Consider the following 25,652-nt stretch of genomic DNA (forward strand, 5'->3'; position numbering starts at 1 on the left):
GTCATGAGCCTGGGCCGCGGTCACCGGTCCGACTCCTCTCGGACGTGGCTCTGGAGCTCCGCCAGATGCAGCAGCGCCGGAAGGGCAGCTGCCAGGGCCTCGGCCTCGTCACCGGTGAGTTCGTCGACCAACCGCGCGTACGCTTCGACGCCCGCCCGGCGTCGCGTCCGGACGTACGACGCGCCGGCCTCGGTCAGGCACACCAGCGTGACCCGCCTGTCGGACGGATCGCCCTTCCGCTCGACCAGCCCGGATTCCTCCATCACCCGGACCAGGACGGTCATCGCGGGCTGGGTGACGCCCTCGGCCACCGCCAGGTCGGTGATCCGTCGCGGACCGGTCCTGTCCAGGGTGGCCAAGGTGGCGGCGGAGGTCAGGCTCATGTCGCGGGGAAGGCGTCTCACGGCCCTGGTGGCCAGACCGTAGAGGGCTGACCCGATGGCATCGGAAGCGGCGTGCGGGGCGTCTCGGCGGCTCATTCCTGAAGCATAGCAACTTTATATGAATTCTTTATGCATCTCCCGGTCAGGGTCAGACGGCACTCGACGTGCCATCCGTCACGCGACCGCGGGGATGGACGCCGAGTGCACCCGCTCCCCTTCCAGGGCCCGGCCCGGTCAGAGGCCGGCCAGGAAGTCCACCAGCGCCTCGGAGACCTCCTTCGGCCGCTCCTGCTGGGTCCAGTGGCCGCAGCCGGACAGCAGGCGGACCTCGCGCAGACCGGGCACGTGGCCGGACAGCGTCGAAAGGCTCTCCCGGGCCTGGGGGTTGGCGACCACGAGGTCCTTGTCGCCCACGATCAGCAGGGCCGGCGGCTGGATGCTCGCGCCGTGCCAGGGCGCGGTCAGCTCCCAGTTGCGGTCCAGGTTGCGGTACCAGTGCAGCGGGCGGCGGAACCCGTTCTCCTCGAACTCGGCCACCAGGAAGGCGATGTCGGCCTCGGTGAGCCAGTCGGGCAGCTCCTCCGGATCCTGGAAGACGTCCAGGAACCCGCCGCCCTCCGGCACCATCGGCAGGCCGTGCGCGGCCATCACCGGGGCTCCGGCGAGCAGCCGCCGGAAGGTGGTGTCCAGGTCCCGGCCCAGCTCGGCCTCGGGGACGCCCTGCTGCTGGAAGTACATCATGTAGTACGCGAGGTAGGCCGGGTCGCCCAGTTGGCCGCGCAGCGTCTGCGACAGCCCGGCCCGCCCGCGCGGGTACGGCGGGACGGAGAGGCCGACCACTCCGCGGACCAGGTCCGGACGGAACAGCGCGGTGTGCCAGGCCACCGGCGCGCCCCAGTCGTGCCCGACCACCACCGCCCGGTCCGCGCCGAGCGCCCCGATCAGCCCGGCGACGTCACCGGCCAGGTGCAGGATGCTGTACTGGTCGACCTCGTCCGGGCCGCCCGTCCGCCCGTACCCCCGCTGGTCCGGCGCCACCGCGTGGTAGCCGGCATCGGCCAGCGCCACCAGTTGGTGCCGCCAGGAGTACCAGCTCTCCGGGAAGCCGTGCAGCAGCAGGACCAGCGGCCCGCTGCCCGCCTCGGCGACATGCATCCGCAGCCCGCTCGCCGACTCGACGAAACGGTGTGAAATCCCGGTCATTGACGCTCCCTCACCCGGTCGGTCCGGGACCGCCGGCCCTGCCCGGCGGTCCCCGGCCCCCAGTGTCGGGGGCGGCGACGGTACTCGGTCAAGAGGGCACCGTCGGCAACGGGCCACCCGGCCGCCGGCCCCGGACCGCTCCCCCGCCCCGCCGGGTCAGGAGCTGATGATCTCCAGGAAGGGCTGACGGGCCGCGTTCTCCCGGCTGTTGAGGTTGACGGCCAGGCCCACCGCGCCGAGCGGCTGCCAGACCGCGAGGGTCAGCTCGCCGCCGGCCGCCGCGGCCACGGCGGCGGTGACGTCCAGGCCGGCCCAGTCCGCCACGTCGCAGACCCGGCCGGTGCCGAGGGCGGCGCCGAGCGAGGGTGAGCGGTTCCAGGTCACCGCGGTCTCCGTCCAGGCCTCGCCGCCGGTGGCGAAGGCCTGCAGCGAGGCCTGGGTACCGCCGGAGTCGGCCACCGCCCCGTACGTCCACAGCACCGCCCGGCGGACCGTCCCCCGGACGGCCGGGACGTCGAAGCCGAGCAGCGCCCTGCGGCCGAAACCGCTCCCGGCGGTGTTGGTGTTCTTCACCGTGAGGGTGCTCGCCGTACCGTAGTTGGTGTCGCCGTAGGTGCCGTCCCGCAGGTAGCCGTCCCGGGTGGGGGCGAGGGCCGCGGCGACGGCGCCGGCGGGCGTACCGGTCCTGCTGAGCGTGACGGTACGGCCGGCGCCCTGCGCCCCGCCGACCTCCACCAGCAGCTCCACCGCACCGTCCACCGACAGCACGGTGACCCCGGGACCGGCCACCGCGCCCAGGTAGCCGGAGCGGGCGACGGTGACGGTGACGGTCGCCGACGCCCGCGACGGGTCGCAGACCGTGATCGCCAGCTCGCCCGCGGACTCCCGCAGCAGCACCGAGGCGGGCGCCGACACGGTGACCGGCCCGGCCGTCCCCGCGGCGAAGAAGTTGGCCGCGGTGACCCCCGAGGCACTGTCCGAAACGGCCTGCGCCGAAGCGGTGTTGGCGAGCACGGTGACGGTGGGCGCGGCCGCCCTGGCGGCCGCCGCCGCGGCGTCCGCGCCCGGCATCAGCAGATAGGCGTAGGCGGCGTCGGCCGGGTCCGTCCCGTGGTCGAACCAGACCGTCAGATAGCGCCGGGTCAGTGCCTGCGTACTCCCGTTGACGTTGATGTCGTGCCAACTGCCGCTCCGCTCCTCGCGGGTGGCGTTCACCGTCGCCCCGCCGGGGAAGACGTACCCGCCGAAGCCGGCGACCGCCAGCGACCGGACCCCGGTCAGCCGCCCGGACCAGCCAAGGGTGTCGGGCTGCCGGACACCGTCCACCGTGAGGACGTGCGTGCCGGCAGCGCCCAGGTTGCGGTTGTCCACGACCGTCTCCACCGGCACGCCGTCCGCACAGCTGATGCCCGCGCCCAGGCAGACGATCGAATCGTCCAGCAGGAACCAGGACTTGCGGCCGCTCAGGGTGGAGGACAGTCCGCGGACGTCCTGGCCGACCGCCGCGTAGCTGCCGTCCGTGGCGCCGCCCGCCCAGACGGCGGCGGGCCGCGCGGCGCCCCAGGCACCGCCCGCGGCGTCGGCCAGCGGCTTGCGCGACACGGTGGTGCCGGGCAGCCGGTACGGGTCCACCGTCGGCCAGAACGCGTCCGAGTACTGGCCGTTGCCGTAGTCGGCGCCCCACCAGGCCAGCAGGCCGCTGTTGGTGTGCCAGCCACGGAGGTTCTCCCCGTTGCCGGTCTCGTAGAAGGTGGTGCGGGCCGAACAGAGGCTCAGCGAGGCCGCCCAGCCCGGCCGCCGCACCACCGCCCGGTCCATCGCGAACACCCGGGCTCCGGCCGGCTCGCCGCTCGCCGTCACCGAGCTGTCGGCCAGCAACTGCTGCGCCCGGGCGAGTTCGGGCAGGTCGACGGCCGCGTTCGCGAGGTAGGGGCGGTAGTGGTCGCGGGTGATCCAGCCCTTCACGGCGGCCCGCCAGCCGGCGGACTGCGCGGCCGGGGCGGCGCCCGAGTCGGCGAGCCGCAGGATGTGGCCGATGATCGCGTGCCCGCGCCCGTGGTCGTCCTGCTGGAGCTGGAGCAGGTCGGCGCTCTGCAGGCCCCGGCTGGGGGCGCGGCCCGACACCGAGTCCATCACCAGTCCGTTGTACAGGAACGGCGCGTAGGCGGCGCCGACCGAGTCGAAGACGGTCTGGCGCAAGGGATCGCCGATCTGCCAGGCGGACCCGGCGAGCAGGGCGAAGAGCTTGCTCAGCCCGCCGAGCATCACCTCGCCGTACGAGCCGGTGTACGGGACCCAGGTGTGCTGCACGAACGAGCCGTCGGCGTAGAGGCCGTCACCGCTGCGCACGTACGGGAAGACCGGGGAGAGGGCTCCCGCGGCGGTGGTGAGCTTGGCCGGACTCCGACCCAGCACCCCGCGCAGGGCGAGCACCCGGCAGAGGTCGACCCGGTTGGCGCCGGTGCTGGTGCCCGTGTAGGAGGCGACCCTCGCGTCCGGCACCTGCCGGTCGACGGCGGCGAGTTGCCCGCTCAGCGAGGCGGCGGTGAGCAGCTCGTAGGCCAGCACGCAGGTGTCCAGCAGCGCCTGCGGCGCGCCGATCTGCCAGTCCCACCAGTTGCCGTAGGCGGTGGCGGTGGGGGTGTAGGCGCTCGCCCGGAGGTGGTCGAGGCCGGCGGCGATCGCCGCGCCGAGGCCGGCGTCCCCGGTGAGCCCGGTGCCGGGCTGCGCCCAGGCCAGCGCCATCGTGCGCAGCCGTACGTAGCTGCCGGTGATGTTGGCGGAGACGCTGCCGAGCGGCAGGTCCGGCCAGAGCGAGCCGGTACCGGGCGCCATGGTGCCGTACAGCGCCCCGGCCCGGTCGCCGAGGCCGCGCAGGGCGGTGGCGTACGGCTCGGCGGCGGGGGCGAAGCCGGTGCCGGTGAGCAGGTCGCGCCAGCGGAGCCGGAGCACGTCGTAGGCGTCGGCGGCGGCCCGGGCGGGCGCGGCGGAGAGCAGCAGCGATCCGGCGAGGGCGGATCCGGCGGCGAGCCGGAGCACTCCTCGGCGGGACGGCCCGGCCGGACCGGACGACGGGGTCGCTTCGCAGGGGGTGAGGTCGTGCGGGTCGGCGCTCATCGGGCTCCTTGCCGGGGATCCGGGCAGCGGGGGGCCGCGGGGCGCTGTGGGGGGATGCGCGCCGCGGCGCCCGGCAGGAGCTGCTCCGGTCCGGGCGAGGCCGACGGTAAGCGCTTTCCTCGCACGCGTCAACGAACAGCGCGAACCTGGCGGCCCAGGGGCCGTCAGGCGGACGCGGGAGGGGAAGGCGAGGGGGGAGGACGACAGGGAAGAACGGGGACGGCCCACGGCAGGGGCGGTGGCGGGCCGGACGGCGGGCCCGCCACCCGGCCCGGAGGCCCGGCCCGGAGGCCCGGCCGACGAACGGCCGACGGGACGTCCGGCCGGCTGTCGGCCGCCGGACGTCCCGTCAGCACCGCTCAGGCGTGCTTCGCCGGACCTCGGCGCCGGTCCGGCCCCGGCTTCGACGCGTGGCCCTCCGCACGGTGCCGTGCGGCGGACGCGTTCAGACTGCCCCAGGCGAGTATCACGGCCAGCAGCAGCGGGGCGAGCATCAGGATCAGGATTCCCATGGGGTGGTTCCTCCTACGCTCGGCGGACTTTGGAACGACCTCCTACCCGCTCACGTCGGCGCGAATCCGCCGGATGCCCGGTCCGCGCCCATCCCGCCGCCGGACGGGCGGCCGCAGGCTCCGCAGCGGACGAACGTCCGTGCGCCAACGGCGGCGCAGCGGCAGGGCAGTACGTGAACGGCAGGAGTGAACGGCCGCAGGAGAGCGGCGGCACGTGAACGGCGGCCCGTGAACGGCCGAGGACGCGCGGTCAGTCGTCGGTGAGCAGGCCGGCGCGCAGGCGCCCGAGGATCCGCAGCAGGATCCGGGAGACCTGCATCTGGGACAGTCCGAGCCGCTCGCCGATCTGCGCCTGGGTCAGCTCCGCCCCGAACCGCAGCGCGAGCACGGTCCGTTCGCGCTCCGGGAGCTCCGCCACCAGCGGCTTGAGGGATTCGAGGTGCACCGTCGCCTCGAAGCCCTTCTCCTCCACGGCGAACCGGTCCGCCGTCGTGCCGCCGCCGTCCCCGTCGTCCGGCGCGTCCAGCGACCGCGGGCAGTGCGCGTTGGCCGCCTTCTGCCCCTCCACGACCTCCCGCTCCGAAAGGTCCAGGTAGGCGGCGAGTTCGGCCACGGTGGGCGTCCGCTCGGAGCGCTGTTCCAGCTCGTCGCCGGCCTTGGCCAGGGCCAGCCTGAGCTCCTGCAGCCGGCGGGGGACGTGCACCATCCACCCGGTGTCGCGGAAGAACCGCTTGAGCTCCCCGCGGATGGTCGGCAGGGCGAAGGTCGGGAACTCCACCCCGGCGGACAGGTCGAACCCGTCGATGGCCTTGATCAGGCCCACCGTCCCCGCCTGGACGATGTCCTCCATCGGTTCGCCGCGCCCGCGGTAGCGCGCGGCCGCGAACCGCACCAGGGTCAGGTTCAGCTCGACCAGCGTCCCGCGGACGTAGGAGTACTCGCGGGTGCCCTGCTCCAGCCGGCCGAGCCGGACGAACAGCTCCTTGGACAGGGCCCGGGCGTCGGCCGGCCCGAGCGTCCCGAGGTCCTCACCCGGGCGGACCGTCCGGAACGGCGGCGCCGGCAGGGCTGCCGGGCCGTCGGCGGACCGGTCCCGGGACGGTGCCGCGGGCCCCCCGTCGGGAAGTGGTTTCACGTCTCGCAGAGCCGGCATGAGGTTTCCTTCCGCTGGTCGGGCCTGACGTTGTCCTCCGACCCTTCGTACCCACGCACCGGCACCGGGCGCAAACCCGATGCCCGGAATGTCCCGTTTTCATGGCTCTTCGCCATGACATGTCCCACATCCGCGCGGCCCCGACGGAGCCGGCCCGCGCCGGCCTCCCGCCCGGGGCGACCCCCGGCAGCGCGACGCCGTCCGGGACCTGGACGGGCCCCGGACGGCGAGCGGTGCGGCGTGCGCGTGCCGCTGTGCGGTGCGCGCGGTGCGCGGTGCGCGGCGGGTCAGCTGACGCTGACCGCGCTCCAGGCCGCGGCGACCGCGTTGTACTCGGCGCTGCCCGCGCCGTACAGGTCCTTGGCGGCGCTCAGCGAGGCGACCCGCGCGCCCTTGTAATTGGTGGTGGACGTCATGTAGACGGTCAGCGCCCGGTACCAGATCCTGGCGACCTTGTCGTTGCCGATGCCGGTCACCGTGGAGCCGTTGCAGGTCGGGCTGTTGTAGGCGACGCCCTTGACCGTCTTGGCGCCGCTGCCCTCACTGGCCAGGTAGAACCAGTGGTTGCCCACCCCCGAGGAGTTGTGCACGTCGAGCTGGGCGACCTTCTTGCTCCAGCAGTCGGCGGAGGCGCCGTCCAGCGAGGGCTTGTCCATCCGGCGCAGCCACGGCGGCGTGGACTGGTCGCTGAACAGGTAGTCCGGGGTGTCGACGGCGTTGTTGGCGTACCACTCCACCATGGTGCCGAAGATGTCGCTGGTGGCCTCGTTCAGCCCGCCGGACTCGCCGCTGTAGCGGAGGTTGGCGGTCGCGCTGGTGACGCCGTGGGTCATCTCGTGGCCCATGGTGTCGAGGTCGACCTGCTCGGGGTCGGTCACCCCGTCGCCGTCGCCGGTCATCATGCAGAAGCAGGCGTCGGACCACTGGGCGTTGTCCCACTTGGTGCCGACGTGCACGAAGACGGTGGCGCCCTTGCCGTCGTTCTTGATGCCGCTCCGGCCGAAGGTGTTCTTGTAGTAGTCGTAGGTCCAGGCCGTGTTGGCGTGGGCGTCCACGGCGGCGGTCGCCCGGTCGGTGGAGAACTTCTTGCCGTCGCCCCAGACGTTGTCCGCGTCGGTGAACAGCACGCCGGAGGTGGCGCCGATGGAGTTCGCGGAGGCGTTGCGGGCGTCCCGGGTGCTGTGCCCGCGGACGGCGTCGACCAGGGCGTAGCCGCCGCCGGTCTGGGCCGTGGTCTCGATGCCCACCGTGCCGGTGTACTCGGACTTCCCGGTGCCGGTGGCCTCCTGATCGGCGTCGTAGGCCTCGATCTGGTCGCCGGTGGTGGCGTCGGTGACGACGATCCGGCTCGCGGGCTGGCCGTGCTCGCCGACGCCCGCGACGGTGGTCCGCCAGGCGAGCCGGGGCGTGCCGTCGGCGGCCCAGACGACCAGCTCGGGGCTGCTGGTGGCGGCCGTGATGCCGGGCGCCTGGCCCAGCGCGCGGCCGGCCGTGGTCTCGGCGGGGACGGCGGGGACGGTGGACTTCACGGCGGCGTCGTGCGCGGCCGCCCGGGAGGAGTCCTTCAGCCGGCCCTTCGCGTCCTGATGGACCACCAGGTCGCCGCCGACGACGGGGAGCCCGCGGTAGGTGCGGTCGAGACGGACGTGCTGGCTGCCGTCCGGGTCGATGACGACGTCCTTGACCTGGAGGTCCTGGCCGGCGCCGAAGCCGAAGACCGAGGCGTTGCGGGTGACGTTGGCCTTGGCGTGGGCGATCGCCGTGTCGCGGGTGGTGACGGCGGCGGCCGATCCGGTCTGGACGGTCACGGCGAGAAGCGCCGTGGTGGCGGCGACCGCTATCGCTGCGGGTAGGGTGCGACGGCGGCGCGCGGAGATGGGGCTCACGCTGACTCCTGTGGGGGTAGCTGCAGGGATTGAGCTGCCCAGAGTTTGACGATGAGCAGACAACCAGCGCTATGCACCGGAGCGAAGCTTGACCAATTCGTAGCCAAAAACGATCAGATTCGGTCAGAGTGGGTACCGGTGACCAGGCCTGACGGACCGCCTCCCCCGCCCCCGGGGCCCCACCCTCCCCGGGCGGTCGTCCGCCCCCGCCGGCCGACCGGCCTTCGACCCGGCCGGGAATCGATGAGCCCTGGTGACCGGTCCGCTGCATGGGCGAACTGGCCGGACCAGGACGAGATCGGGTTGACTGGTCCGATGTCACCGACACCGGAGCGGTCCCGCAGTGGCCTCATCGCCATGGTCCAGAACCTGTTGGACGGCCATGGTCCGGAACACCGGGAGCAGGCAACGGTCCTCCAGCTTCCCGAGGAGACGGACCCGGACGAGTTCGCGGAGCTCGTCTCCGTACTGGGCGAGTGGTCGGGCCGGCCTCGGAGCCTGGCCATGGACCGCTTCGTCGACCCGACCGTCACCCGGAAGTCGGGCCTCGCGCTGCTGGAAGCGTTCGGCGACGAGCTGGTGGAGCTGGCCGGCTGGGGATACCGGGCCCACTGGATCGGCCTGGGCCGGATCGCCATCGGCGGCGGACCCGGAACCCGGCCGGTCGTGGTCGTCGCGAACCGCCCGGACCCCGCATGGGCCGGGCTCCCCGCAACAAGCAGCTGGGTCGAGAGACTCTGCGCGATCACCGGCTGGAAGCCGGGAGAGGGCCCCGTCGTCGACTGGCAGGCCACGGAGACCGCGCTGGGGGCCACCCTGCCGAAGGAGTACAAGGAAATCGTCGACGTGTTCGGCTCCGGCAGCTTCGACGGATACGTCGACCTTCTCGTCCCGAACGACCGGGACCTCGACCTCATCGCGTGGTCCAGGACCGCTGCCGACCGGTTCGCTCCGCGGCCGAGCTTTCCGGCGCCGCACGGGCTGCTCCAATGGGGCAGCTCCGAGCAGGAAATCGACTTCGCCTGGCAGACCGGCGCGGCCGACCCGTCCGACTGGCCTGTGCTCGTCCGTGCGGACCGCTACGACGAATGGCAGCGGTTCGACTGCAGCCTGGGCGAGTTCCTCGTCCGGCTGCTCACCGACACCAGTTTCGGCTTCGAACCGAGCAGCCTGCTGGAGAGCCACTTCTTCGACAGCTGGGACCGCTGATCGCAGCGGTGCCCCTCCCACCGGTCACCGGCGGGCGCACAGCCGGCCGGTGACCGTCCAGGGCCGGAAGCCGCCAGGCCACGGACGACTGCGGGGGCAGTGACGAGCACGGAGAGTACGTCAGTCATGGCGTTCCGGCGCGGGATCGCCCGCGCTCCGCGTCGCCGGCCGGGCGGTGCCGGCGTGCTCCAGGCCGTCGTGCAGGTAGAGCACGCCCGCCGTGGCCGGGGAGCGGCAGACGGCGGCGAACCAGGCCCGTTGCTCGGGCTGCAGACGGGGCCACCAGCCGGCCGGGGTGCGCCAGGCCGCCTGGTCGTGCTCGGCACTGAGGGCGACCGCCGTCCCGGCAGGCAGGACCCCGGCGTCGAAGCAGAAGTCGATCACCGGCGGCCAGCCCCCGGCGGCGCTGCGGTGGTCGACGGCGAGCAGTCGCAGCGCCCGGGCGGGGACGAGTCCGGTCTCCTCGGCCAGTTCGCGCAGGGCGGTCCCGTACGGGCGCTCGCCCGGGTCCGCGAGCCCTCCCGGCGGCTGCCACCAGGGGGGATGGCCCGGGTAGGGGTGGGCCTGGTGCAGCATCAGGAGCCGCCCGCGCGGATCGGCCAGCAGCAGGCTCGCGGAGACCACGTGCTTGGGCAGCCCGGCGGTGAACTCGGCCACGGGCAATACCCGGTGCTGCCGGTCGCGCGTCGGCGGCGTACCGGTGGCCATCTCAGCCCTGCCCCGGCCGGAGGTCGCGGGCCGCCAGCCGGCCCAGGTGCTCCTCGAAGGTCCGCCGCGGGTCGCCGCCCATCCGGGCCAGCAGCACCATGCCGGTGGTGATCACGTCGCAGGCCTCGGCCCGGACGTCGTCCCAGGAGTGCGAGTACCCCTTGCGGGGGTTCTCCCCCAGGGCTCCGATGGCGGCCTCGGCGACCTCCCCGACCTCTTCCTGCAGCTTGACGATCTGGATCAGCCAGCGCTGCTCGCCCTGCTGCTTCGATCGTGAATCAAGTTTTGCGGCCAGCGAGTTGATGATGTCCCAGGTGTCGTCCACCCGGACGATGATGACCCTGTTCGATTCGCCCCCTCAACCCGGGAGGTTCCGGGAGCGCCCGGGCCGAAGCACCCGTTTTCGATCACCCCGGCCGCCGTCCGGCGACGCCCCCGCTCAGCGGAATCGCCGGACGAACCGGCGCTGCCACGGGGTCTCCACGGCGTGCCGGGAGTAGTGCTCGCGGACGTAGCCCACCGCATCCGGGGCCGGCACGCCGTCCAGCACCGCGAGGCAGGCCAGGGCGGTTCCGGTGCGGCCGCGGCCGCCCGCGCAGGCGACCTCGACCCGTTCCTCCGGGGCGCGCTCCCAGAGTTCGAGCAGGGCGGCGCGGGTCGCCTCCCGGTCCGCGGGCAGCCGGAAGTCCGGCCAGCGCACCCAGCGGGCCTCCCAGCCGGCCGGGGGCGGCGGGTGGCCCAGCAGGTAGAGCGCGAACTCCGGCTCCGGGCCCGGCGGGAGCGGCCGGCTCAGCCCCCTCCCCCGGACCAGCCGCCCGGAGGGGAGGCGCAGTACGCCGGCGGCCGTGGCGTCCCAGGTGGTGTTCACCCCGCGAGCCTAGCCCGGACGGCGGGTGCGGACCTGCCCGGAGCCCGGCCCGGACGGCGGGTGCGGACGTGCCCGCCGGTCCGGTCGTCGGGGGCGTGCGACCCGGCGGAGGGCCGCCCCCGGCGAGGCGTCATGCCCATGTTGACCGGCCGGTAACACGTCCCTAAGCTCGTCGGCGTCCACGGACCGGCGCCGCCGGCCCCGGCCTCCGCGTGAAGGGCCAGGCGATCAGCACCTCCACCCCCGACCGTGCGTCCGTCGGACGCCGCAGGTTCCTCACCTACCTGTTGGCCGCGCCCACCCTGACCGTCGCCACCCGGCTCGCGGCGCCGCCCGCGACCGCCGCCGCCGCGACGGCCCCGGACCCGGCGCCCGCACCCGCACCCGCACCCGCCGTCGGCGCCCTGCCCGGCCTGCCGGGCGTGCCCGACGTCGTCGACCTCGGCGACGCGCTGATCCTGGCGGGCCTGCCCACCGCCCACCTGCTGGTGCTGGAGGTGACGGCCGCCGGCCGCGTGGTGCTGCACCTGCCCCGGGCCGAGGTGGGCCAGGGGCTCACCACCGCCGTCGCGATGCTGGTCGCCGAGGAGCTGGACGCCCGGCTGGAGGACGTCGACGTGCCGCTCTCCGACGCCCGGCCCGACCTGCTGTTCAACCAGCTGACCGGCGGCTCGAACTCCGTCCGCTCGCTGTACGACCCGGTCCGCGCGGTGGCGGCCGCCGCCCGGGCCCGGCTGGTCACCGCCGCCGCCCGGCGCTGGGACCTGCCCGCCGGTTCGCTGCGCACCGAGGACACCGCCGTCCTCGCCCCCGACGGGCGCCGCGCCGGGTTCGGCTCGCTGGCGGTGGCCGCCGCCGCGGTGACCGTCCCCGCGGTGCCGGCCACGCCCAAGCCGCCCGGACAGCAACGGCTGGTGGGCACGCCCACCGGGCGGATCGACGCCCGCGACATCGTCACCGGCCGGGCCCGGTACGCCGGCGACCTGGCCGTCCCGGGCGCGGTGCCGACGGTGGTGGCCCGGCCGCCGACGATCAACGGCGGCGTGCAGTCCTTCGACGCCTCCGCCGCCCGCGGCATGCCCGGGGTGCTCGCGGTGGTGCCGCTGCCCGGCGGCGGCGGGGTGGCGGTGCTCGCCGAGACCTTCGACCAGGCGCTCAAGGCCCGCGACGCGCTCCAGGTGTCCTGGCGGCCGGGCCCGCTGGCCGACCTCTCCGACGCGGGCATCCGCAGCCGGCTGCGGGCCGCCAACCTGCCGTTCCTCGTACCGCCGCTGCTCACCCTGCACGTGGACGCCGAGTTCGACTTCGCCTTCGTCAGCCACGCGCCGATGGAGGTGCTGACCGCCGTCGCCGACGTCCGCCCGGACCGCGCCGAGCTGTGGTTCTCCTCGCAGTCCCCGATCGTCGCCCAGCAGGCCGTCGCCGCCGAACTGGGCCTGCCGCAGGACGCCGTCACCGTCCATGTCGTGCGCGGCGGCGGCTCCTTCGGGCGGCGGCTGTTCTTCGACGCCGCACTGGAGGCCGCGCAGGTCTCCAGGGCCGCCGGGCGGCCGGTCAAGCTGATGTGGACCCGGAACGACGACATGCGGCACGGCCGGATGCGCCCGGCCGGCCACCACCGGATCCGCGCCACCCACGCGCTCGGCCAGGTGCTGACCTACGAGCACCGGGTGGCAACCGTCCGGACGGACTTCCGGCACGGCCTCGGCGAGGCGCTGACCGCCGCCGGATTCGCCGTCCAGGCCGGCGGGCTGAGCCTCAGCCAGGGCTTCTTTCTGCTCACCGAGAAGAACCCGTACCAGCTCGGGGTGACCACCCAGCTGCTCGCGGAGGTGCCGCTGGACATGCCCACCGGCAGCTGGCGCTCGGTGTACTCGGGGACGGTCCGGGTCGCCGACGAGATCATGATGGACGAGATCGCCCGCACCCTCGGGCAGGACCCGGTCGCCTTCCGCCGCGCCCGGCTGGGCAGCGCGAGCGCCCGGGCGGTGCTGGACACCGTCGCCGCCGAGGGCCGGTGGGGCCGGCCGATGCCGGCCGGGCACGCCCAGGGCGTCGGCTTCCACGAGGAGCACCGCTCCTGCGCCGCCTACCTGGTCGAGATCGACGCCACCGACCCGGCGCAGCCGCGGGTCACCAGGGCGGTGATCGCCGCCGACGTCGGCCGGGCGGTCAACCCGCGCGGGCTGGAGGCCCAGCTGACCGGCGCCCTGATCGACGGCATCTCGGTGATCCTCCAGGCGGGCAACCACATCGACCGCGGCGCGGTGCGCGAGGGCAGCTTCGCGGACTTCCGCTACGCCCGGCAGCAGCACAGCCCGCCCGTCGTCGAGGTGCACCTGATGCCGCCGAGCGGCCCGCCCGGGGGCGCGGGCGAACTGGGCGTGCCGGCCGCCTCGGCCGCCGTCGCCAACGCGTACGCCCGGGCCACCGGCCGGAGCCCGCGTTCCTTCCCGATCACCTTCTGAGGGGCCCCGAACCGATGCCCAGTCACACCTTCGTCCTCAACGGGCGGCCGGTCACCGTGGACGCCCCGGACGACATGCCGTTGCTCTGGGTGCTGCGCGACAAGCTGGGGGTCACCGGCCCCAAGTACGGCTGCGGGGTGGGTGTCTGCCGGGCCTGCACCAGCCACCTGGACGGCGCCGAGTTCCAGCCGTGCACGGTGGCGGTGAAGGACTGCGCCGGGCGGCGGGTGACGACGATCGAGGGCCTCGCGGACGGCGAGGTGCTGCACCCCGTCCAGGAGGCCTGGCTGGAGTGCGACGTGGCGCAGTGCGGCTTCTGCCAGCCGGGCCAGATCATGACCGCCGTGGCGCTGCTGCGCCGCACTCCGGCGCCGACCGACGCCGACATCGACCAGATCCAGAACATCTGCCGGTGCGGCACCTACCCGCGGATCCGGGAGGCGATCAAGCGGGCCGCGGCGGCGGGCCCGGCCGGCCGGTAGGCGGCAGGGCCCGCGGCCCGCGGCCCGGGGCGGGCGCGGGCCGAGCGGTCGGTGCGGTCAGACGCCGGCCGGCCGGCGGCCGGCCCAGGCGGCCAGCTGGTCGTACACCGGGGCGTCCGCCGCGACCGGGATCTCGGGGCCGAAGTCGTGTCCCTCGCTCTCGGCGCCCCGGAACTCCGGGCGCAGCGCGCCCCGGCCCCAGTCCAGGGCCGTCCGGCCGACCGTCTCGTCCAGGTCGGTGGACTGCCCGGTGGCGGTGGCCAGGTCCCAGGTGTGGACGGCGAACTCGACGATCTGCTGGTCGACGGGGAACCGGGCGGGCACCTCGCCCATGCCGGGCACGTCCAGGACGCCGCTGAGGTCGCCTGCCCGCTGCCAGGCCGCGATCAGCTCCTCGGCCCCGGCCCGGAAGGCCTTCTCCCAGCCTTCGGTGACCCGCTCCGTCGGTGCCTTCCAGTCCGGGGTGCCGCCGTTCGCCCGGACGAGGGACTGCCGCAGGTCGCCGAGCAGGTGACTGACCAGGCCGGTCACGTCCCAGGAGCGGCACGGCGTCGGCAGGGCGCCCTGCTCGGGCCGGGTCGCCGCGACGACGTCGGCCGCCTGGCGCAGTGCGCGGGCGAGCAGCTCGACCGGATCGTCGGAATCGGACATGACGGCCTTTCGGGACGGATCGGATACCGGTCCGCCCGATCGTGCCACCCCGGCACCCGCTCACCCGGGAGGACGGGCCGGGGCGCGCCGCCCGAGTACGCCCGAACGGGCCGGCGCGGTCACCAGGGACTTCCCCCCGGCGCCGCCCCGCACCGTCACGTAGCGCCACCTACCACCACGTGCCGCTCCGGCCTCGCGGGGCGGCGGACCGCCCGCGTCAGCGGACCTGCCTCACCGGGCGGCCCGGCGGCGACGGGCGCGCAGCGCCACCACGCCGGCCGTGCCGACCACCACGGCGGCGATCGCGCCGAAGGCCCGGCCGGCCCGGGAGCCCTGCGCCGGGGCGTGGGCCGCGGTGGTCACCGTGGCGGGGGCCGAGTCGGTCGCGGCCGTCGCGGCGGAGGCCGCGGCGGTGGGGCCGGCCTGGGTGGCGGTGCCCAGGGAGGGGCCGGGCCGGACGGGTGTGGCCGCCCCGGGCACCGGGGATGCCGGGGCCGGCGTCGCGGAGGGGGCCGGGTCCTGGACGACGTCCACCGTCAGCTCCGCCTCGCCCCGGCCGAGGGCGGGGAACCCGGACTCCACGGTCACCTTCCACCGGCCGACCGGCAGCGGTTCGCGGGTGCTGAAGGTCGCCGGGCTCCCCTGCACCGGCACCAGCCGCCAGGGGCCCACCGAGCGGCCGTCGTCGGACACCGCGCTGAGGGTGGCGGCGACCTCCTCGTCCACCGGCTCCCCGTCGTTCTCCCAGCTGGCGACGGCCCGGGGGTGCCCGTCGGGCGCGCCCGCGATCCGGAAGCGGATGGTGTCGCCGTGGGCGTCCGCCGTCCCGGCCGGGCCGAGGGCCGCCAGGAGGGCCAGCAGGAACACCGCCAGCAGGCCGGCGGGGCGTTTGGGGGTCAGCACGGTGACTCCTCGTCGGTTCTCGGGGCGGTGGCAGGGCCCGCCGGGGGTCGGGCCCTGCCGGATCGGGGAAAGGCCGTACGGGGGAGGAACTCCCCCGTACGGCCGGTGACCACGTCGTCCGGGCGGGCCCGGGACGGGTCGGGGGCGGTCCCCGGCAGGGACCGCCGTGAGCTAGGAGACCTGCTGGACGGTCCAGTTCTGGTAGCCCTGGGCGTCCGGCTGCTGCAGTTCGAGCAGGCGGCCGCCGTAGTACCAGCGGCTGCTGACGCCGAGGGCGAGCGGGGCGCCGTCCGCCGTCAGGGTCCAGCCGCTGCCGGCCGCGGTGAGCTTCCAGCGCTGGGAGGTGGCCGCGGTGTTGCAGGGCTGCTGCATCACGTACTGGCCGGCCACCAGACGGCCGCCGACCTGGAGGCACTTGCCGGAGACCGCCGACTTGATCCGCAGGAACCCGTCGCCCGCGTCGTCGAAGAGCCAGCGCTGGTTGGCGTAGCCGGTGCGCTGGTAACCGATCAGCACGGCACCGTCGTTGGTGGAGCTGCCCCACATGTCGGCCGACTGGCCGGTGAGGCTGTTGAGCAGCAGGTACGACTTGCCGGGAGCGGTCGGGCCGGTGCTGCCGCCGCCGGCCGCCGGGGTGCGGAAGGCTGCCGGGCGGCCCGGCTTGGTGGTGGCGCCGCGCTGGTCACGGACGGCGACGGCGAAGGAGTAGGCGGTGTCGGGGCGCAGCTGGACGACCCGGACGACGGTCGACCGGACGGTGGCCAGCGGCTTGCCGTTCAGCTGGATCTCGTAGCCGGCGGCGGAGGCCACGGCGGGCCAGCTGAGGACGGCCGAGTTCTGGGTGATCTGGCTCGCGGTCATGTCCGGGCCGCCGGTCGGCGCCGGCGTGCCGGTCGGGCTCGGCGAGTTGGTCGGGTTGGGCTTGGTCGGCGAGGCGCTCGGGCTCGGCTTGGCGCTGGTGCTCGGGCTGGGCGAGGCGCTGGTCGTCGGGCCGGTGGTCGGGGTGGGCGAGGGACTGGTCGTGGGGTCGGGCTTGCTGCCGCCGCCCGCTATCAGGAACTGGTTGTTGGCGATGTTCCAGTGCGTGGTCAGGTAACTACCGGGCTGCGGGGCGGTGTTGTAGTAGTCGTCGTGGTTGCAGTCGAGCCGCTCGTCGTGACCGCGGTCGGGGCAGATGGTCTGCATCTTCGGGTAGTACGGCGCGTCCGAGTAGCACATGATGTCCCACTCGTCGACGCAGTGGCCGGCCTTGCTGGTGTGCGGGGCGCTGTTGTTCACCGCGCCGAGGTTGTGGCCGAGTTCGTGCGCGGCGGTCGAGCCGCCCCAGCAGCCGGAGTCGGTCCGGCCGTACGAGGGGCCGAAGTTGCTGCGGTTGTCCTGGCCCGGGCGCTCGTCACCGTTGAAGGTGCCGATGCCGCAGTAGACCTGGGCGTCCGCGAAGATCATGTACTTGCGGTCGCGGCGGTTGTAACCCTGCGACGCCAGGGCGTCGTTGGCGGAGCCGAACTCGTGCAGCGCGGCCGCCGAGATCTCGACGTTCAGCACCGACACGGTGCAGTCGGCGCCGGTCACGTACCGGACGTGGCGCACGCCGCCGGTCTCGCCGGCGCTGGCGTTGTAGATCGCGTCGGTGTCCGCGGCCCACTTCTTGAAGGAGGGCAGGTACTGGGCGAAGCGGTCCTGGCCGGGGGCGTGCAGGTACAGCACCTGCACCCGGTTGCCGCTGGTGCCGTCGCCGTCGCAGACGACCGAGGCGTCGCCGGTGGCGGCGGCCGTGCCGGCGGGGGCGCCCGCGACGGCGTCCGGCGCGGCCGCGGCGGCCTGTCCGGCCGGGGCGCCGACCACGGCACCGGTCTGCGCGTCGATCACCGGGGGCTGGCCGGCCAGCAGGTCCGAGGCGGACGGCGGCTTGGCGTCGCCCTCGCCCGGCACGGCGGGCGCCGGGGTGGTCGCGGCCACCGCGGGCTCGGTGTTCTTGTGGATGTCCACGCCCGCCGGCGGGGCGTCGGGCCCGTGCGTGCAGAGCGCCGCGTCGGAGACCCGGTAGACGCCGACGCAGGGGTCCTCCTTGGGCGCCGGGGTGAGGCCCGTGTAGACCAGGCCGCGGGCCGGGTCGTCCTTGGGTATCTCCTTGATCGGCGTGGGCGGCTCCTTGTGCTCGGGCTTCGCCGCCGGCGAGGCGGTGCCGGCGGCGGCCTCGCCCACGACGCCGTCCTGCGCGGGCTGTTCGGCCGCGGCGACCGCGGAACGCTGGCCGTCCGTCACGGTGTTGACGCCGATCACGCTGGCGGCCACCGCGGCGGCCAGTGCCGCCGCGGTGACCAGCAGGGTGCGGGGACTGCGTTTCGGAAGGGAGCGCCTTCGTGCCATCTCGATCGTCCTGTCTGCTTGTGCGGGGTCGTCCCAGGGCATGCCTGAGGAGGGATTCGCCAGGAAGGGTCCTGGCGGGGGAAAACGGCCGTGCGGCCGAAGGGTCGAGGGTGCGGTCGGGGAGGGGTTCAGGTGGTCGACGGGGGCTCAGGGCCCGGTGGGGAGCGGCCCTCGGGTCAGCGGGCCGCCCCGAAGTCCTGCGTCCACCAGGGCCCGCCGGGGCCGGAGCGGGCGCCGACGCCGATGTCCTTGAACGCGCAGTTCAGGATGTGCGCCCGGTGGTCGGGGGTGTTCATCAACTCCCCCACCACCACGGCCGCGTCGTCCCGGCCGAAGCCGATGTTCTCGGCGTACGTGGTCCAGTGGTAGCCGGCCGCGGTGATCCGCTGCGGGGCGGTGACACCGTCGGGGTCGGTGTGGTCGAAGTACCCGCGCGCCGCCATGTCGTCCGAGTGCCGCTGCGCGGCCTCGCTCAGCCGTGGGTCCACCCGGAGCGGGGCGCAACCCTGCTTCGCCCGCTCGGTGTTGAGCAGGTCGACGAGCTGCCGTTCGAACGGGTCGAGCGCCACGGCCGGTACCACCGAGGGCACGGCTGCGGGCGCGGGCGGCGGCACGGTGGCCGTCGTGCGCACCGGCCGGGGGCTCTGCGAGGGGCTCGGCGGCGCGGACGGGGGCAGCGGCGCGGCGGTCGGCCCGGAGGCGGTGACCGTCACCGTCACCGACGGCTCGGGCAACGGCGGTGCGGGGGTGGGTGGTTCGGAGACCGTCGGCACGGGGGCGGGCTCGGCGGCCGGGGCGACGACCGCCCGGACGTCGGCCGGCCGCGGGCCCTCGGGCACCACGTACGCGAGGCAGGCGACGGCGGCCACCGCCGCGATGCTGCCGAGCACGGCCGGCGAGCCGGGCACCTGCCGGAACGGGTGGCGGGCCAGCTGTCGCAACGCCGTCCCGCCGGGGCTCGGCACCGGGGCCGGCGCGGGGGCCGGCGGGACCGCGGCGGGTGCGGGCGCGGCGGGTGCGGGCGCGGCCGAGGAGGCACCCGCGGCGGCGCCGGACCCGGCCGGGCCGAAGGCCGTCGGCAGCAGGCCGCCCAGGTGCTCGGGCACCGGGACGAACGCCAGGCCGGCCAGCAGCCCCTCGGCGGGCACCAGACCGTTGCGATGACCGCCGCAGGCCACGCAGTCACGGGCATGACGGGCTATCCGCTTGCGCCAGAGCGAGCCAGGGGCGCCGTCCCAGGCGGCAGTGAGCGACTCCAGCTCCTCGCAGGGCGGCAGCGCCGAGAGCGCCCGGACCACCACCCGGGCGACCTCCAGCTGGGTCTTCATCCGCTGCACCCGGACGGTCACGTGCTGCTGGGACTGGCCCAGCGCGACGGCCACGTCCGCCCGGGTCAGTTCGCCGGCGGCCTCCAGCCACCAGAGGGCCAGCAGCTCCCGGTCGTCGCGGTCCAGCCAGCGGGTCGCCTCGGTGACCTCCCGGCGCTGGCCCGACAGGCCGAGCCGGACGATGGTCAGGCCGACGAAGTCGGCGCCCGGGTCGGCGACCTCCCGGGCCTCGTGCAGGCCGTCGCAGAGCGCCTCGGAGCTGTGCGCCCGCTGCCGGCGGCGGACTTCGTTCATCGCGATGGCCACCAGCCAGGAGCGGAAGCAGGTCGCGTCGCGCAGGCCGCCCAGCCCGTCGACGACCCGCAGCATGGTCTCCTGCACCACGTCGTCGACATCGGCGTGCCCGCCGAGGGCCCGGCCGACGATGTTGTAGACCAGCGGCAGGTACTCCGCGATCAGTTCGCCCTGCGCCCGCTCGTCCCCGGCCTGCGCCGCCGCCACCGTGGCGGCCCCGTGTGCACTGTTCACCTGCGTCCGCTCTCCCCGTGGACCTGCCCGTACATGCCCTGACACCTAGGAGACCTGTGGTGCCCGGCCGGATAACAGAAATCCGGAACGACTTCTTCGGAAGTTCGGAACGGGCTCTCGGACGCAGGGCGGACGGGCCCGGACGCGGGGTGGGGCGGGGGTGGGGGTGGGGCGGCTGCCCGGGCGGGGGCTTCGGCGGGAGGGGCCCGAAGGCGGCCGCGGACGGGCGGCCCTGACGCCGGGCCGGCCGGCCGCCGGAACGCGGACAGCCGCCCCCTCCGAGGAGGGGGCGGCTGCCGGTGCTGCGGGGCGGGATCAGACGGTGATGGTCTGGCCCGGGTAGATCAGGTCGGCGTTGGCGCCGATGACCTGGACGTTCTTGGCGTGCAGGCTCGACACCGAGGTGCCGAACTTGGCCGCGATCGCGCCCAGGGTGTCACCGCTCTTGACGGTGTAGCTGCCCTTGGCGGTGTTGTGCCGGCCGTCCTGCTTCCACGACTTCACGGCGTCGGTGGAGGCCGGCTTGCTCTCGGACTTCGGCGCCTGGGCGGCGGCGTCCGAGGAGGTGGCCGGCTTGGTGTCCTTCTTGACCGGGGCGGGCGCCTCGGCGGCGGGCTTGGCGGCCGGGGCCTCGGTGTCCACGGCGGCGGCCGCGCCACCGGCGGTCAGGCCGGCCTTGACCGAGCAGACCGGCCAGGCGCCGGGGCCCTGCGAGGCCAGCACCTTCTCGGCGATGGCGATCTGCTGCGCCTTGGTGGCCTGGTTGGCCTGCGGCGCGAACGCGGTGCCGCCGAAGGCGGCCCAGGTGGAGGAGGTGAACTGCAGGCCGCCGTAGAAGCCGTTGCCGGAGTTGATGCTCCAGTTGCCGGTGCTCTCGCACTGGGCGACCTTGTCCCAGGTCGACACCGAGGCGGCGGAGGCCGAGTTGGCCGTGACGAGGCCTGCCACCGGAAGGGTCACAACGGCCCCGCCGATCAGAGCCATCCGCACGCGGTTGCGCTTGGTGGCGGTCTTGGTGGTGGCAGTGGTGGTCTCGTTACGGAAGCTCATGTAGATCCTCTCGACAGTCCCGGGCAGGCATGCGGAACCAGACCCCAGGGGCCTGTCCCACTCGCCTCGCTCGAAGAGCGGCCGGACACGCGGAAGAGCGTGCCGCGCCGCCCCGGAAACCCTCCGCACACCTGCGACCTGTTCGAGCGGTCGCTCCGGCGGGCACGTCCCGCACCGGATGGTCCGGCGGGCCGTGCGTCGGGGGTGAACCCGGGTGGTGCTCGTTGCACCGACGACAACGAACCTACGGTCCTGGGAGGTTTGGTTCAACCATTGACGAGTTCTCCCAGGTCAGTCCACTGTTACCGGCGGTATTGATCAAGGAATGATGCCTGAAATGCCCCTTTTTATCCGTATTTGCATGATCAAATCAGACATTTCGGTGCCCGCCCTCACACCTGAGGGCCTGTGAGCCCGCCCACACGGACGACGCGCAGCGAGCCCGGGCGGACGCTCCGTGACATTCCGCCCCCGCCGGACAGCGCGCCGCCCGCTCCCGGGTGGCGCCCGCCACACGGCACCGCGGGTCCGACGGTCCCTCAACCCCCGGAAACCTCAGCGCCACCCGGCAGCCGGGCCCACCCCACCCCGTTCCGGCGCGCTGTTCCGGCGCCTCCGGGGCCCGGCCCGCCCGGGGAGGGGGCCGGCTCAGGCCGGCAGTGCCAGCCGCACCGCGTAGTACGCCACCAGGCCGTAACCGGCCCCGTAGGTCAACGTCCGCGCCACCCGTCCGGTGAGCCGGGCGCCGGCCAGCGCCCCCAGCGCGGCGAGCACCTGCTGCCAGAGCAGCGAGGCCACGAACACCCCGCCCGCGAAGGCCGCGCCCGCCGCGGCGCCGGTCACCGCACCGCCGCCACCGGACCCGCCCGGGCCGCCCGGGCCGCCCGCCGAGACCAGCGCCAGGAAGTAGAGCGCCGTCGCCGGATTGACCAGCGTCAGCAGCAGGAAGCGGACGAAGGCGGGCGCCGCTCCCCCCGCACCGGAGTCCCGGGGCCCACGGCTCGCGGCTCCTCCCCCGTCCTCGGCCGTCCCCTCGCCCCCGGCGCCGGCGACTCCCCCGGCGCCCGCCCCGGCCGGCGCGCCCGGGCGTTCGCGCGGGCGCAGCAGCGCGAGCAGCCCGCGCACCGCGATCACGCCCAGCAGCGCGGCCGAGGCGGCCCGGGTCCACCCCTCCCACCCGGCGAGGAGGGCGGAGAGGCGGGAGCCGACGGTCACCGCCAGCGCCGCGTACAGCAGGTCGGCCACCGCGACGGCGGCGGCCGCGCCGGCCGCCGCCCGCCACCCCCGCCGCCCCTCCTCCAGCAGCAGGACGCCGATCGCACCGAGCGGCAGGGCCACCCCCAGGCCCGCCGCACCGCCCGCGAGCAGCGGCCGGGCCAAGGAGGGGTCCACCAGGACGAAGTAGTCGGTCATCGGGCCACCGTCACAGACCGGCGGCGGCTTCCCCGGCCGCATCCGCCCCGGGGCCGCGATAATCGCGGCATGGACGAACTGGACAGCGACATTCTCGGCCTGCTGCGGGCGGACGCGCGGATCTCCTACCGCGATCTGGGGGCCCGGGTCGGCCTCAGCGCGAACGCGGCGGCGGACCGGGTGCGGCGGCTGGTCCGGACGGGCGTGATCCGGGGCTTCACCACCCTGGTGGACCCGGCCGCCGACGGCCGCCCCGGCCTGACCGTCTTCATCGACGTGACCCTGCGGCCGGAGACGGACAGCGACGCCTTCGAGACGACGGTGCTACGCCTGCCCGGTGTCACCGAGGCCGTGCACGTCACCGGTGCGCACGACTACCTGCTCCGGGCCAGGGCCGCCGACGCGGCCGCGCTCGACCATCTGCTGCGACGGCTGAAGCACGAGGCCGGGGTGGCCCACTCCAGCACCCGGCTGGCGCTGCGGATCGCCTCCCGCTGAACCGGGGCACCGGCGAGGAGGCCCGCGCCCGGGGCCGGACCCGGGCCGGGAGGTGGCCGGTGGTCCCTGCCTCCCCGGCGGGCGGACCGCTCCGGGACACCGGCCCGGTCAGCCAGTGGTGTCGAGCCCCGCGTCCCGGGCCAGCAGCGCCGCCTGGACCCGGTTGTCGCAGCCCAGCTTGGCGAGGATCCGGCTGACGTACGTCTTCACGGTCGCCTCGCTCATGTGGATCCGCGCGCCGGCGTCCGCGTTGGAGAGCCCCTCCCCCAGCAGGGCCAGCACCTCGCGCTCGCGCGGGGTGAGCGCCTCCAGCCGCCGGCGGGCGGCCTCGGCCCGCGCCGCCGCGGGACCGGCCGGGCCGGCGGCCAGGCTGTCCACGATGAACCGGGTGGCCACCGGCGAGAGGAAGGCGTTGCCGCCGGCCGCCGCCCGGACGGCCTGGATCAGCTCGGCCGGCGCGGTGTCCTTCAGCAGGAACCCGGCGCCGCCGGCCGCCACCGCGCGCAGCACGTTGTCGCGCTCGCCGAAGGTGGTCAGGACCAGGGCCCGGGCCCCGGGCGCGGCCCGGGGCAGCTCGGCGAGCGCGGTGAGGCCGTCCATCACGGGCATCTGGATGTCCAGCAGCACCACGTCGACCCCGTGGGCGCGGGCCAGCTCCAGCGCCTCGCGTCCGTCGGCCGCCTCGGCCACGACGTCGATGTCGTCGGCCGAGGAGAGGATCATCCTGATCCCGGCGCGGATGAGTGGCTCGTCGTCGGCGACGAGGACTCGGATCACTGCTGGTCCTCCTGGACGGGCAGGGGCCGGGCTCCGGCCCGGCCGGGGCCGGCCGCGTGGCACGCGGCACGGTCATACCTTCGCACGGTAGTGCTGCTTGTCGATCAGCACGCCGTCCTTGAAGCAGAACCGGGCCACGTACTCGTCGTCGAAGCCGTCCGCCCCCGGTTCGTCCGAGATGAACCAGGAGCAGGACGCCCCGGCCGGCGGGGTCGGCCCCGTCCCCTGGTAGCCCTGGGTGAGGGCGCGGCTGCCGGCCGGGAGCTTCGCCCGGACGTCCGCCTCGGCGCTGCCGACCGCGATCGACTCGTACGTGCTCTTGCTGACGGTGGCGTCGTCCAGGGCCTGCACGAAGGCCAGCCCGCCCCAGACCAGCAGGCCCGCCACGGCCAGCACCACCGCACCGGCGCCGGCGGCGCACCCGACGGCGGGGTTGCGCAGTCCCGTCCGGCCGGGCCCGGCGGGCCGGCCGGTGCCCAGGCCCGGTCCGGCCCCGGCGGCCGGGTCACCGGGCAGGGCACCCGGCCGCCCGGCCGTGCCCTCGGCCGGTGCGGCCGCCCCGTCGTGGTCGTAGGGCAGCACGGCGGCCAGCCGCCAGCCGCCCTCGCCGGACGGCCCGGCGTGCACCATCCCGCCGACCAGCCGGGCCCGCTCGCGCAGCCCGGTGAGGCCCTGGCCGCCGCTGACCACCTGCCCGGGCGGCGGCTCGGGCGCCGGGCCGTTGGCGACCTCGACCACCAGCGCGTCCGGCTCGTAGCGCAGCGCGACGGTCAGCGGCGCGCCGGGCGCGTGCTTGTGCGCGTTGGTCAGCGCCTCCTGGACGATCCGGTACGCGGCGTGCTCGGTGGCCGCCGGGAGCGGGCGGGCGTCCCCGCTGCGGCTCAGCTCCACCGCGGCGCCGGCCGCCCGGGAGCTCTCGGCCAGCCGCCCGATCCCGTCCAGCCCGCCGCCGGAGCCGCCGGCCCGGCCGGCCCCGGGCGGCGCGGACTCCTCGTGCAGCACCCCCACCACCACCCGGAGCTCGCGCATCGCGGCGACGGCGGCCTGCCGCAGCACGCCGACCGCCGCGCGCTGCGGGTCGGTCAGCGAGCGGTCCACCTCCAGCGCGCCCGAGTGCACGGAGATCAGGGCGAGCTGGTGCCCGAGGCTGTCGTGCATGTCCTGGGCGATCCGGTGCCGCTCCCGCAGCCGGGCCTGGTGCGCGATCATCACCCGCTCGCGCTCCAGCTGGTCGTTGCGCTCCCGCAGGGCGACCAGCAGCGCCCGGCGCTGCGCGTGGTAGCGGCCGGCCAGCGCGGGCAGCGCGGCGAACAGCAGGAAGCCGCCGAGCGCGAACCCCGCGATCCCCTTGGCCGGGACGACGTCGTCCCCGTGCAGGACGGCGGTGGCCGTGATCAGGGTGAAGGAGGCGGCCATCACGCCGAGCGTGGGCAGCGCCCGGGTGACGCGGTAGCCGGCCGACCAGGCGGCGCAGACGAGCAGCGGGGCGAAGCTGTCGATCGCCCCGGCACCGGCCGCCGTCACGAGCATCACCGGCACCGGCAGCCCCCGGCGCATCGCGAACAGCAGCGCGACCGCGGCCACGTACAGCACCGGCTCCAGCGGCCCGCGGTGCGCGACCGCGACGATCAGCGCCGCCAGCCCCGAGACGACCAGCAGGCCGATGCCCTCCCGGAGCAGCGCCCAGGCCCCCCAGGGTCCGGGGAGGACCCGGCGGACGGCCCGGCCGGCGAGCCCGCCGAGCGCCGCGCGGCGCTCCGCCGCCCGGCCCGTGCCCCGGCCGGGGGTGCCCCGGCCGAGCCGGCCCCGGCCGCCCCTGTCCCGGCCGGGGGTGCCGGCCCCCGTCCCGCTCGTCGCCGTCCCGCTCGTCGCCGTCCCGCTCGTCGCCGTCCCGCTCGTCGCCGTACCGCTCGTCGCCCCGCCGGCCGGACCGGTACCGGCCGCCGTCGTTCGGTCCGTTGCCCCTGGTGTCGCTGCCACCCGGCGAGGCTAACCGGCCCGCCCGGCGGCCGGCCGTCCCCCTTGGTCGTCGGGTGCCGCGACGAAAGTCGCGACCCCGCCCGGCAAGGACGGCCGGCGGACGGCGGCGGCGGCGGACGGCGGCGGCGGCGGACGGCGGCGGCGGACGGCGGCGGCGGACGGCGG

21 protein-coding genes are annotated in these 25,652 nt (G+C 75.4%); 4 read left to right on the forward strand and 17 right to left on the reverse strand.

The genetic code is table 11. The annotated features are described in order from the left end of the window. Window positions 1-20: 20 nt before the first annotated feature. From IE329_RS13505 to IE329_RS13530, 6 genes are all read right to left on the reverse strand, one after another. Window positions 21-383, reverse strand: a complete 363-nt coding sequence (locus IE329_RS13505) for a MarR family winged helix-turn-helix transcriptional regulator (protein ID WP_190211090.1) — start codon at window positions 381-383, stop codon at window positions 21-23. 234 nt (window positions 384-617) lie between these two features. Then, the gene (locus IE329_RS13510; RefSeq protein ID WP_190211091.1) at window positions 618-1,586 is read right to left on the reverse strand and encodes an alpha/beta fold hydrolase; all 969 of its coding nucleotides are present in this window, start codon (window positions 1,584-1,586) and stop codon (window positions 618-620) included. A gap of 156 nt (window positions 1,587-1,742) precedes the next feature. Continuing rightward, window positions 1,743-4,703 (reverse strand): polysaccharide lyase family 8 super-sandwich domain-containing protein, encoded by a 2,961-nt coding sequence (locus IE329_RS13515; RefSeq protein ID WP_190211092.1) that lies wholly within the window; start codon window positions 4,701-4,703, stop codon window positions 1,743-1,745. Window positions 4,704-5,062: 359 nt separating this feature from the next. Beyond that, window positions 5,063-5,215, reverse strand: a complete 153-nt coding sequence (locus IE329_RS13520; RefSeq protein WP_190211093.1) for a hypothetical protein — start codon at window positions 5,213-5,215, stop codon at window positions 5,063-5,065. Window positions 5,216-5,465: 250 nt separating this feature from the next. Next, window positions 5,466-6,368 (reverse strand): SigB/SigF/SigG family RNA polymerase sigma factor, encoded by a 903-nt coding sequence (locus IE329_RS13525; protein WP_190211094.1) that lies wholly within the window; start codon window positions 6,366-6,368, stop codon window positions 5,466-5,468. 287 nt (window positions 6,369-6,655) lie between these two features. Then, complete coding sequence (locus tag IE329_RS13530) at window positions 6,656-8,254, reverse strand: M4 family metallopeptidase (RefSeq protein ID WP_190211095.1); 1,599 nt, start codon at window positions 8,252-8,254, stop codon at window positions 6,656-6,658. Between the two features lie 315 nt (window positions 8,255-8,569). Here IE329_RS13530 and IE329_RS13535 point away from each other — a divergent pair, with 315 nt between their 5' ends. Continuing rightward, a complete protein-coding gene (locus tag IE329_RS13535; RefSeq protein WP_190211096.1) occupies window positions 8,570-9,463 on the forward strand; it encodes a hypothetical protein in 894 nt (297 codons plus the stop codon). A gap of 120 nt (window positions 9,464-9,583) precedes the next feature. Here IE329_RS13535 and IE329_RS13540 read toward each other — a convergent pair whose 3' ends face one another. From IE329_RS13540 to IE329_RS13550, 3 genes are all read right to left on the reverse strand, one after another. Then, complete coding sequence (locus tag IE329_RS13540; protein WP_229927412.1) at window positions 9,584-10,120, reverse strand: NUDIX domain-containing protein; 537 nt, start codon at window positions 10,118-10,120, stop codon at window positions 9,584-9,586. 52 nt (window positions 10,121-10,172) lie between these two features. After that, a complete protein-coding gene (locus IE329_RS13545; protein WP_190211098.1) occupies window positions 10,173-10,496 on the reverse strand; it encodes a MazG-like family protein in 324 nt (107 codons plus the stop codon). A 114-nt stretch (window positions 10,497-10,610) separates the two neighbouring features. Continuing rightward, on the reverse strand, window positions 10,611-11,039 hold the full coding sequence (locus tag IE329_RS13550) for a protein-tyrosine phosphatase family protein (protein WP_190211099.1): 429 nt from the start codon (window positions 11,037-11,039) through the stop codon (window positions 10,611-10,613). A gap of 212 nt (window positions 11,040-11,251) precedes the next feature. Here IE329_RS13550 and IE329_RS13555 point away from each other — a divergent pair, with 212 nt between their 5' ends. Then, entirely contained in the window at window positions 11,252-13,507 is a 2,256-nt protein-coding gene (locus tag IE329_RS13555; protein WP_229927413.1) for a xanthine dehydrogenase family protein molybdopterin-binding subunit, read from the forward strand. Between the two features lie 14 nt (window positions 13,508-13,521). Beyond that, window positions 13,522-13,989, forward strand: coding sequence for a (2Fe-2S)-binding protein (locus tag IE329_RS13560; RefSeq protein WP_190211100.1), 468 nt, complete (start codon window positions 13,522-13,524; stop codon window positions 13,987-13,989). 57 nt (window positions 13,990-14,046) lie between these two features. Here the strand turns inward: IE329_RS13560 and IE329_RS13565 are convergent, their stop codons facing one another. From IE329_RS13565 to IE329_RS13590, 6 genes are all read right to left on the reverse strand, one after another. Next, window positions 14,047-14,640, reverse strand: coding sequence for a TIGR03086 family metal-binding protein (locus IE329_RS13565; RefSeq protein ID WP_190211101.1), 594 nt, complete (start codon window positions 14,638-14,640; stop codon window positions 14,047-14,049). Between the two features lie 231 nt (window positions 14,641-14,871). Beyond that, window positions 14,872-15,543 carry a hypothetical protein gene (locus IE329_RS13570; RefSeq protein WP_190211102.1) on the reverse strand — a complete coding sequence of 224 codons (672 nt, stop codon included), beginning with the start codon at window positions 15,541-15,543 and terminating at the stop codon, window positions 14,872-14,874. 171 nt (window positions 15,544-15,714) lie between these two features. After that, window positions 15,715-17,913, reverse strand: a complete 2,199-nt coding sequence (locus IE329_RS13575) for an RICIN domain-containing protein (protein ID WP_229927414.1) — start codon at window positions 17,911-17,913, stop codon at window positions 15,715-15,717. Window positions 17,914-18,089: 176 nt separating this feature from the next. After that, window positions 18,090-19,769, reverse strand: coding sequence for a sigma-70 family RNA polymerase sigma factor (locus tag IE329_RS13580; protein WP_190211103.1), 1,680 nt, complete (start codon window positions 19,767-19,769; stop codon window positions 18,090-18,092). A gap of 315 nt (window positions 19,770-20,084) precedes the next feature. Continuing rightward, window positions 20,085-20,819: a LysM peptidoglycan-binding domain-containing protein gene (locus tag IE329_RS13585; protein WP_190211104.1), complete on the reverse strand. Its 735-nt coding sequence runs from the start codon at window positions 20,817-20,819 to the stop codon at window positions 20,085-20,087. 648 nt (window positions 20,820-21,467) lie between these two features. After that, window positions 21,468-22,232 carry a lysine transporter LysE gene (locus IE329_RS13590; RefSeq protein ID WP_190211105.1) on the reverse strand — a complete coding sequence of 255 codons (765 nt, stop codon included), beginning with the start codon at window positions 22,230-22,232 and terminating at the stop codon, window positions 21,468-21,470. A 69-nt stretch (window positions 22,233-22,301) separates the two neighbouring features. Between IE329_RS13590 and IE329_RS13595 the strand changes: the two genes are divergently transcribed. Next, window positions 22,302-22,730: an Lrp/AsnC family transcriptional regulator gene (locus IE329_RS13595; RefSeq protein ID WP_190211106.1), complete on the forward strand. Its 429-nt coding sequence runs from the start codon at window positions 22,302-22,304 to the stop codon at window positions 22,728-22,730. Between the two features lie 108 nt (window positions 22,731-22,838). Here IE329_RS13595 and IE329_RS13600 read toward each other — a convergent pair whose 3' ends face one another. Then, window positions 22,839-23,507 (reverse strand): response regulator transcription factor, encoded by a 669-nt coding sequence (locus tag IE329_RS13600; protein ID WP_073926926.1) that lies wholly within the window; start codon window positions 23,505-23,507, stop codon window positions 22,839-22,841. Between the two features lie 72 nt (window positions 23,508-23,579). Beyond that, on the reverse strand, window positions 23,580-25,487 hold the full coding sequence (locus IE329_RS13605) for a sensor histidine kinase (RefSeq protein WP_229927415.1): 1,908 nt from the start codon (window positions 25,485-25,487) through the stop codon (window positions 23,580-23,582). Window positions 25,488-25,652 lie beyond the last annotated feature (165 nt).

The sequence above is a fragment of the Kitasatospora indigofera genome, from assembly GCF_014655955.1.
GTDB lineage: Bacteria > Actinomycetota > Actinomycetes > Streptomycetales > Streptomycetaceae > Kitasatospora > Kitasatospora indigofera.

Excerpts from the sequence above, each read along its gene's own strand:
- IE329_RS13585 (WP_190211104.1), bottom strand. The coding sequence starts at position 20,819 with ATGAGCTTCCGTAACGAGACCACCACTGCCACCACCAAGACCGCCACC.
- IE329_RS13575 (WP_229927414.1), bottom strand. The coding sequence starts at position 17,913 with ATGGCACGAAGGCGCTCCCTTCCGAAACGCAGTCCCCGCACCCTGCTG.
- IE329_RS13565 (WP_190211101.1), bottom strand. The coding sequence starts at position 14,640 with ATGTCCGATTCCGACGATCCGGTCGAGCTGCTCGCCCGCGCACTGCGC.
- IE329_RS13510 (WP_190211091.1), bottom strand. The coding sequence starts at position 1,586 with ATGACCGGGATTTCACACCGTTTCGTCGAGTCGGCGAGCGGGCTGCGG.
- IE329_RS13520 (WP_190211093.1), bottom strand. The coding sequence starts at position 5,215 with ATGGGAATCCTGATCCTGATGCTCGCCCCGCTGCTGCTGGCCGTGATA.
- IE329_RS13525 (WP_190211094.1), bottom strand. The coding sequence starts at position 6,368 with ATGCCGGCTCTGCGAGACGTGAAACCACTTCCCGACGGGGGGCCCGCG.
- IE329_RS13515 (WP_190211092.1), bottom strand. The coding sequence starts at position 4,703 with ATGAGCGCCGACCCGCACGACCTCACCCCCTGCGAAGCGACCCCGTCG.
- IE329_RS13535 (WP_190211096.1), top strand. The coding sequence starts at position 8,570 with ATGTCACCGACACCGGAGCGGTCCCGCAGTGGCCTCATCGCCATGGTC.
- IE329_RS13505 (WP_190211090.1), bottom strand. The coding sequence starts at position 383 with ATGAGCCTGACCTCCGCCGCCACCTTGGCCACCCTGGACAGGACCGGT.
- IE329_RS13590 (WP_190211105.1), bottom strand. The coding sequence starts at position 22,232 with ATGACCGACTACTTCGTCCTGGTGGACCCCTCCTTGGCCCGGCCGCTG.
- IE329_RS13560 (WP_190211100.1), top strand. The coding sequence starts at position 13,522 with ATGCCCAGTCACACCTTCGTCCTCAACGGGCGGCCGGTCACCGTGGAC.
- IE329_RS13595 (WP_190211106.1), top strand. The coding sequence starts at position 22,302 with ATGGACGAACTGGACAGCGACATTCTCGGCCTGCTGCGGGCGGACGCG.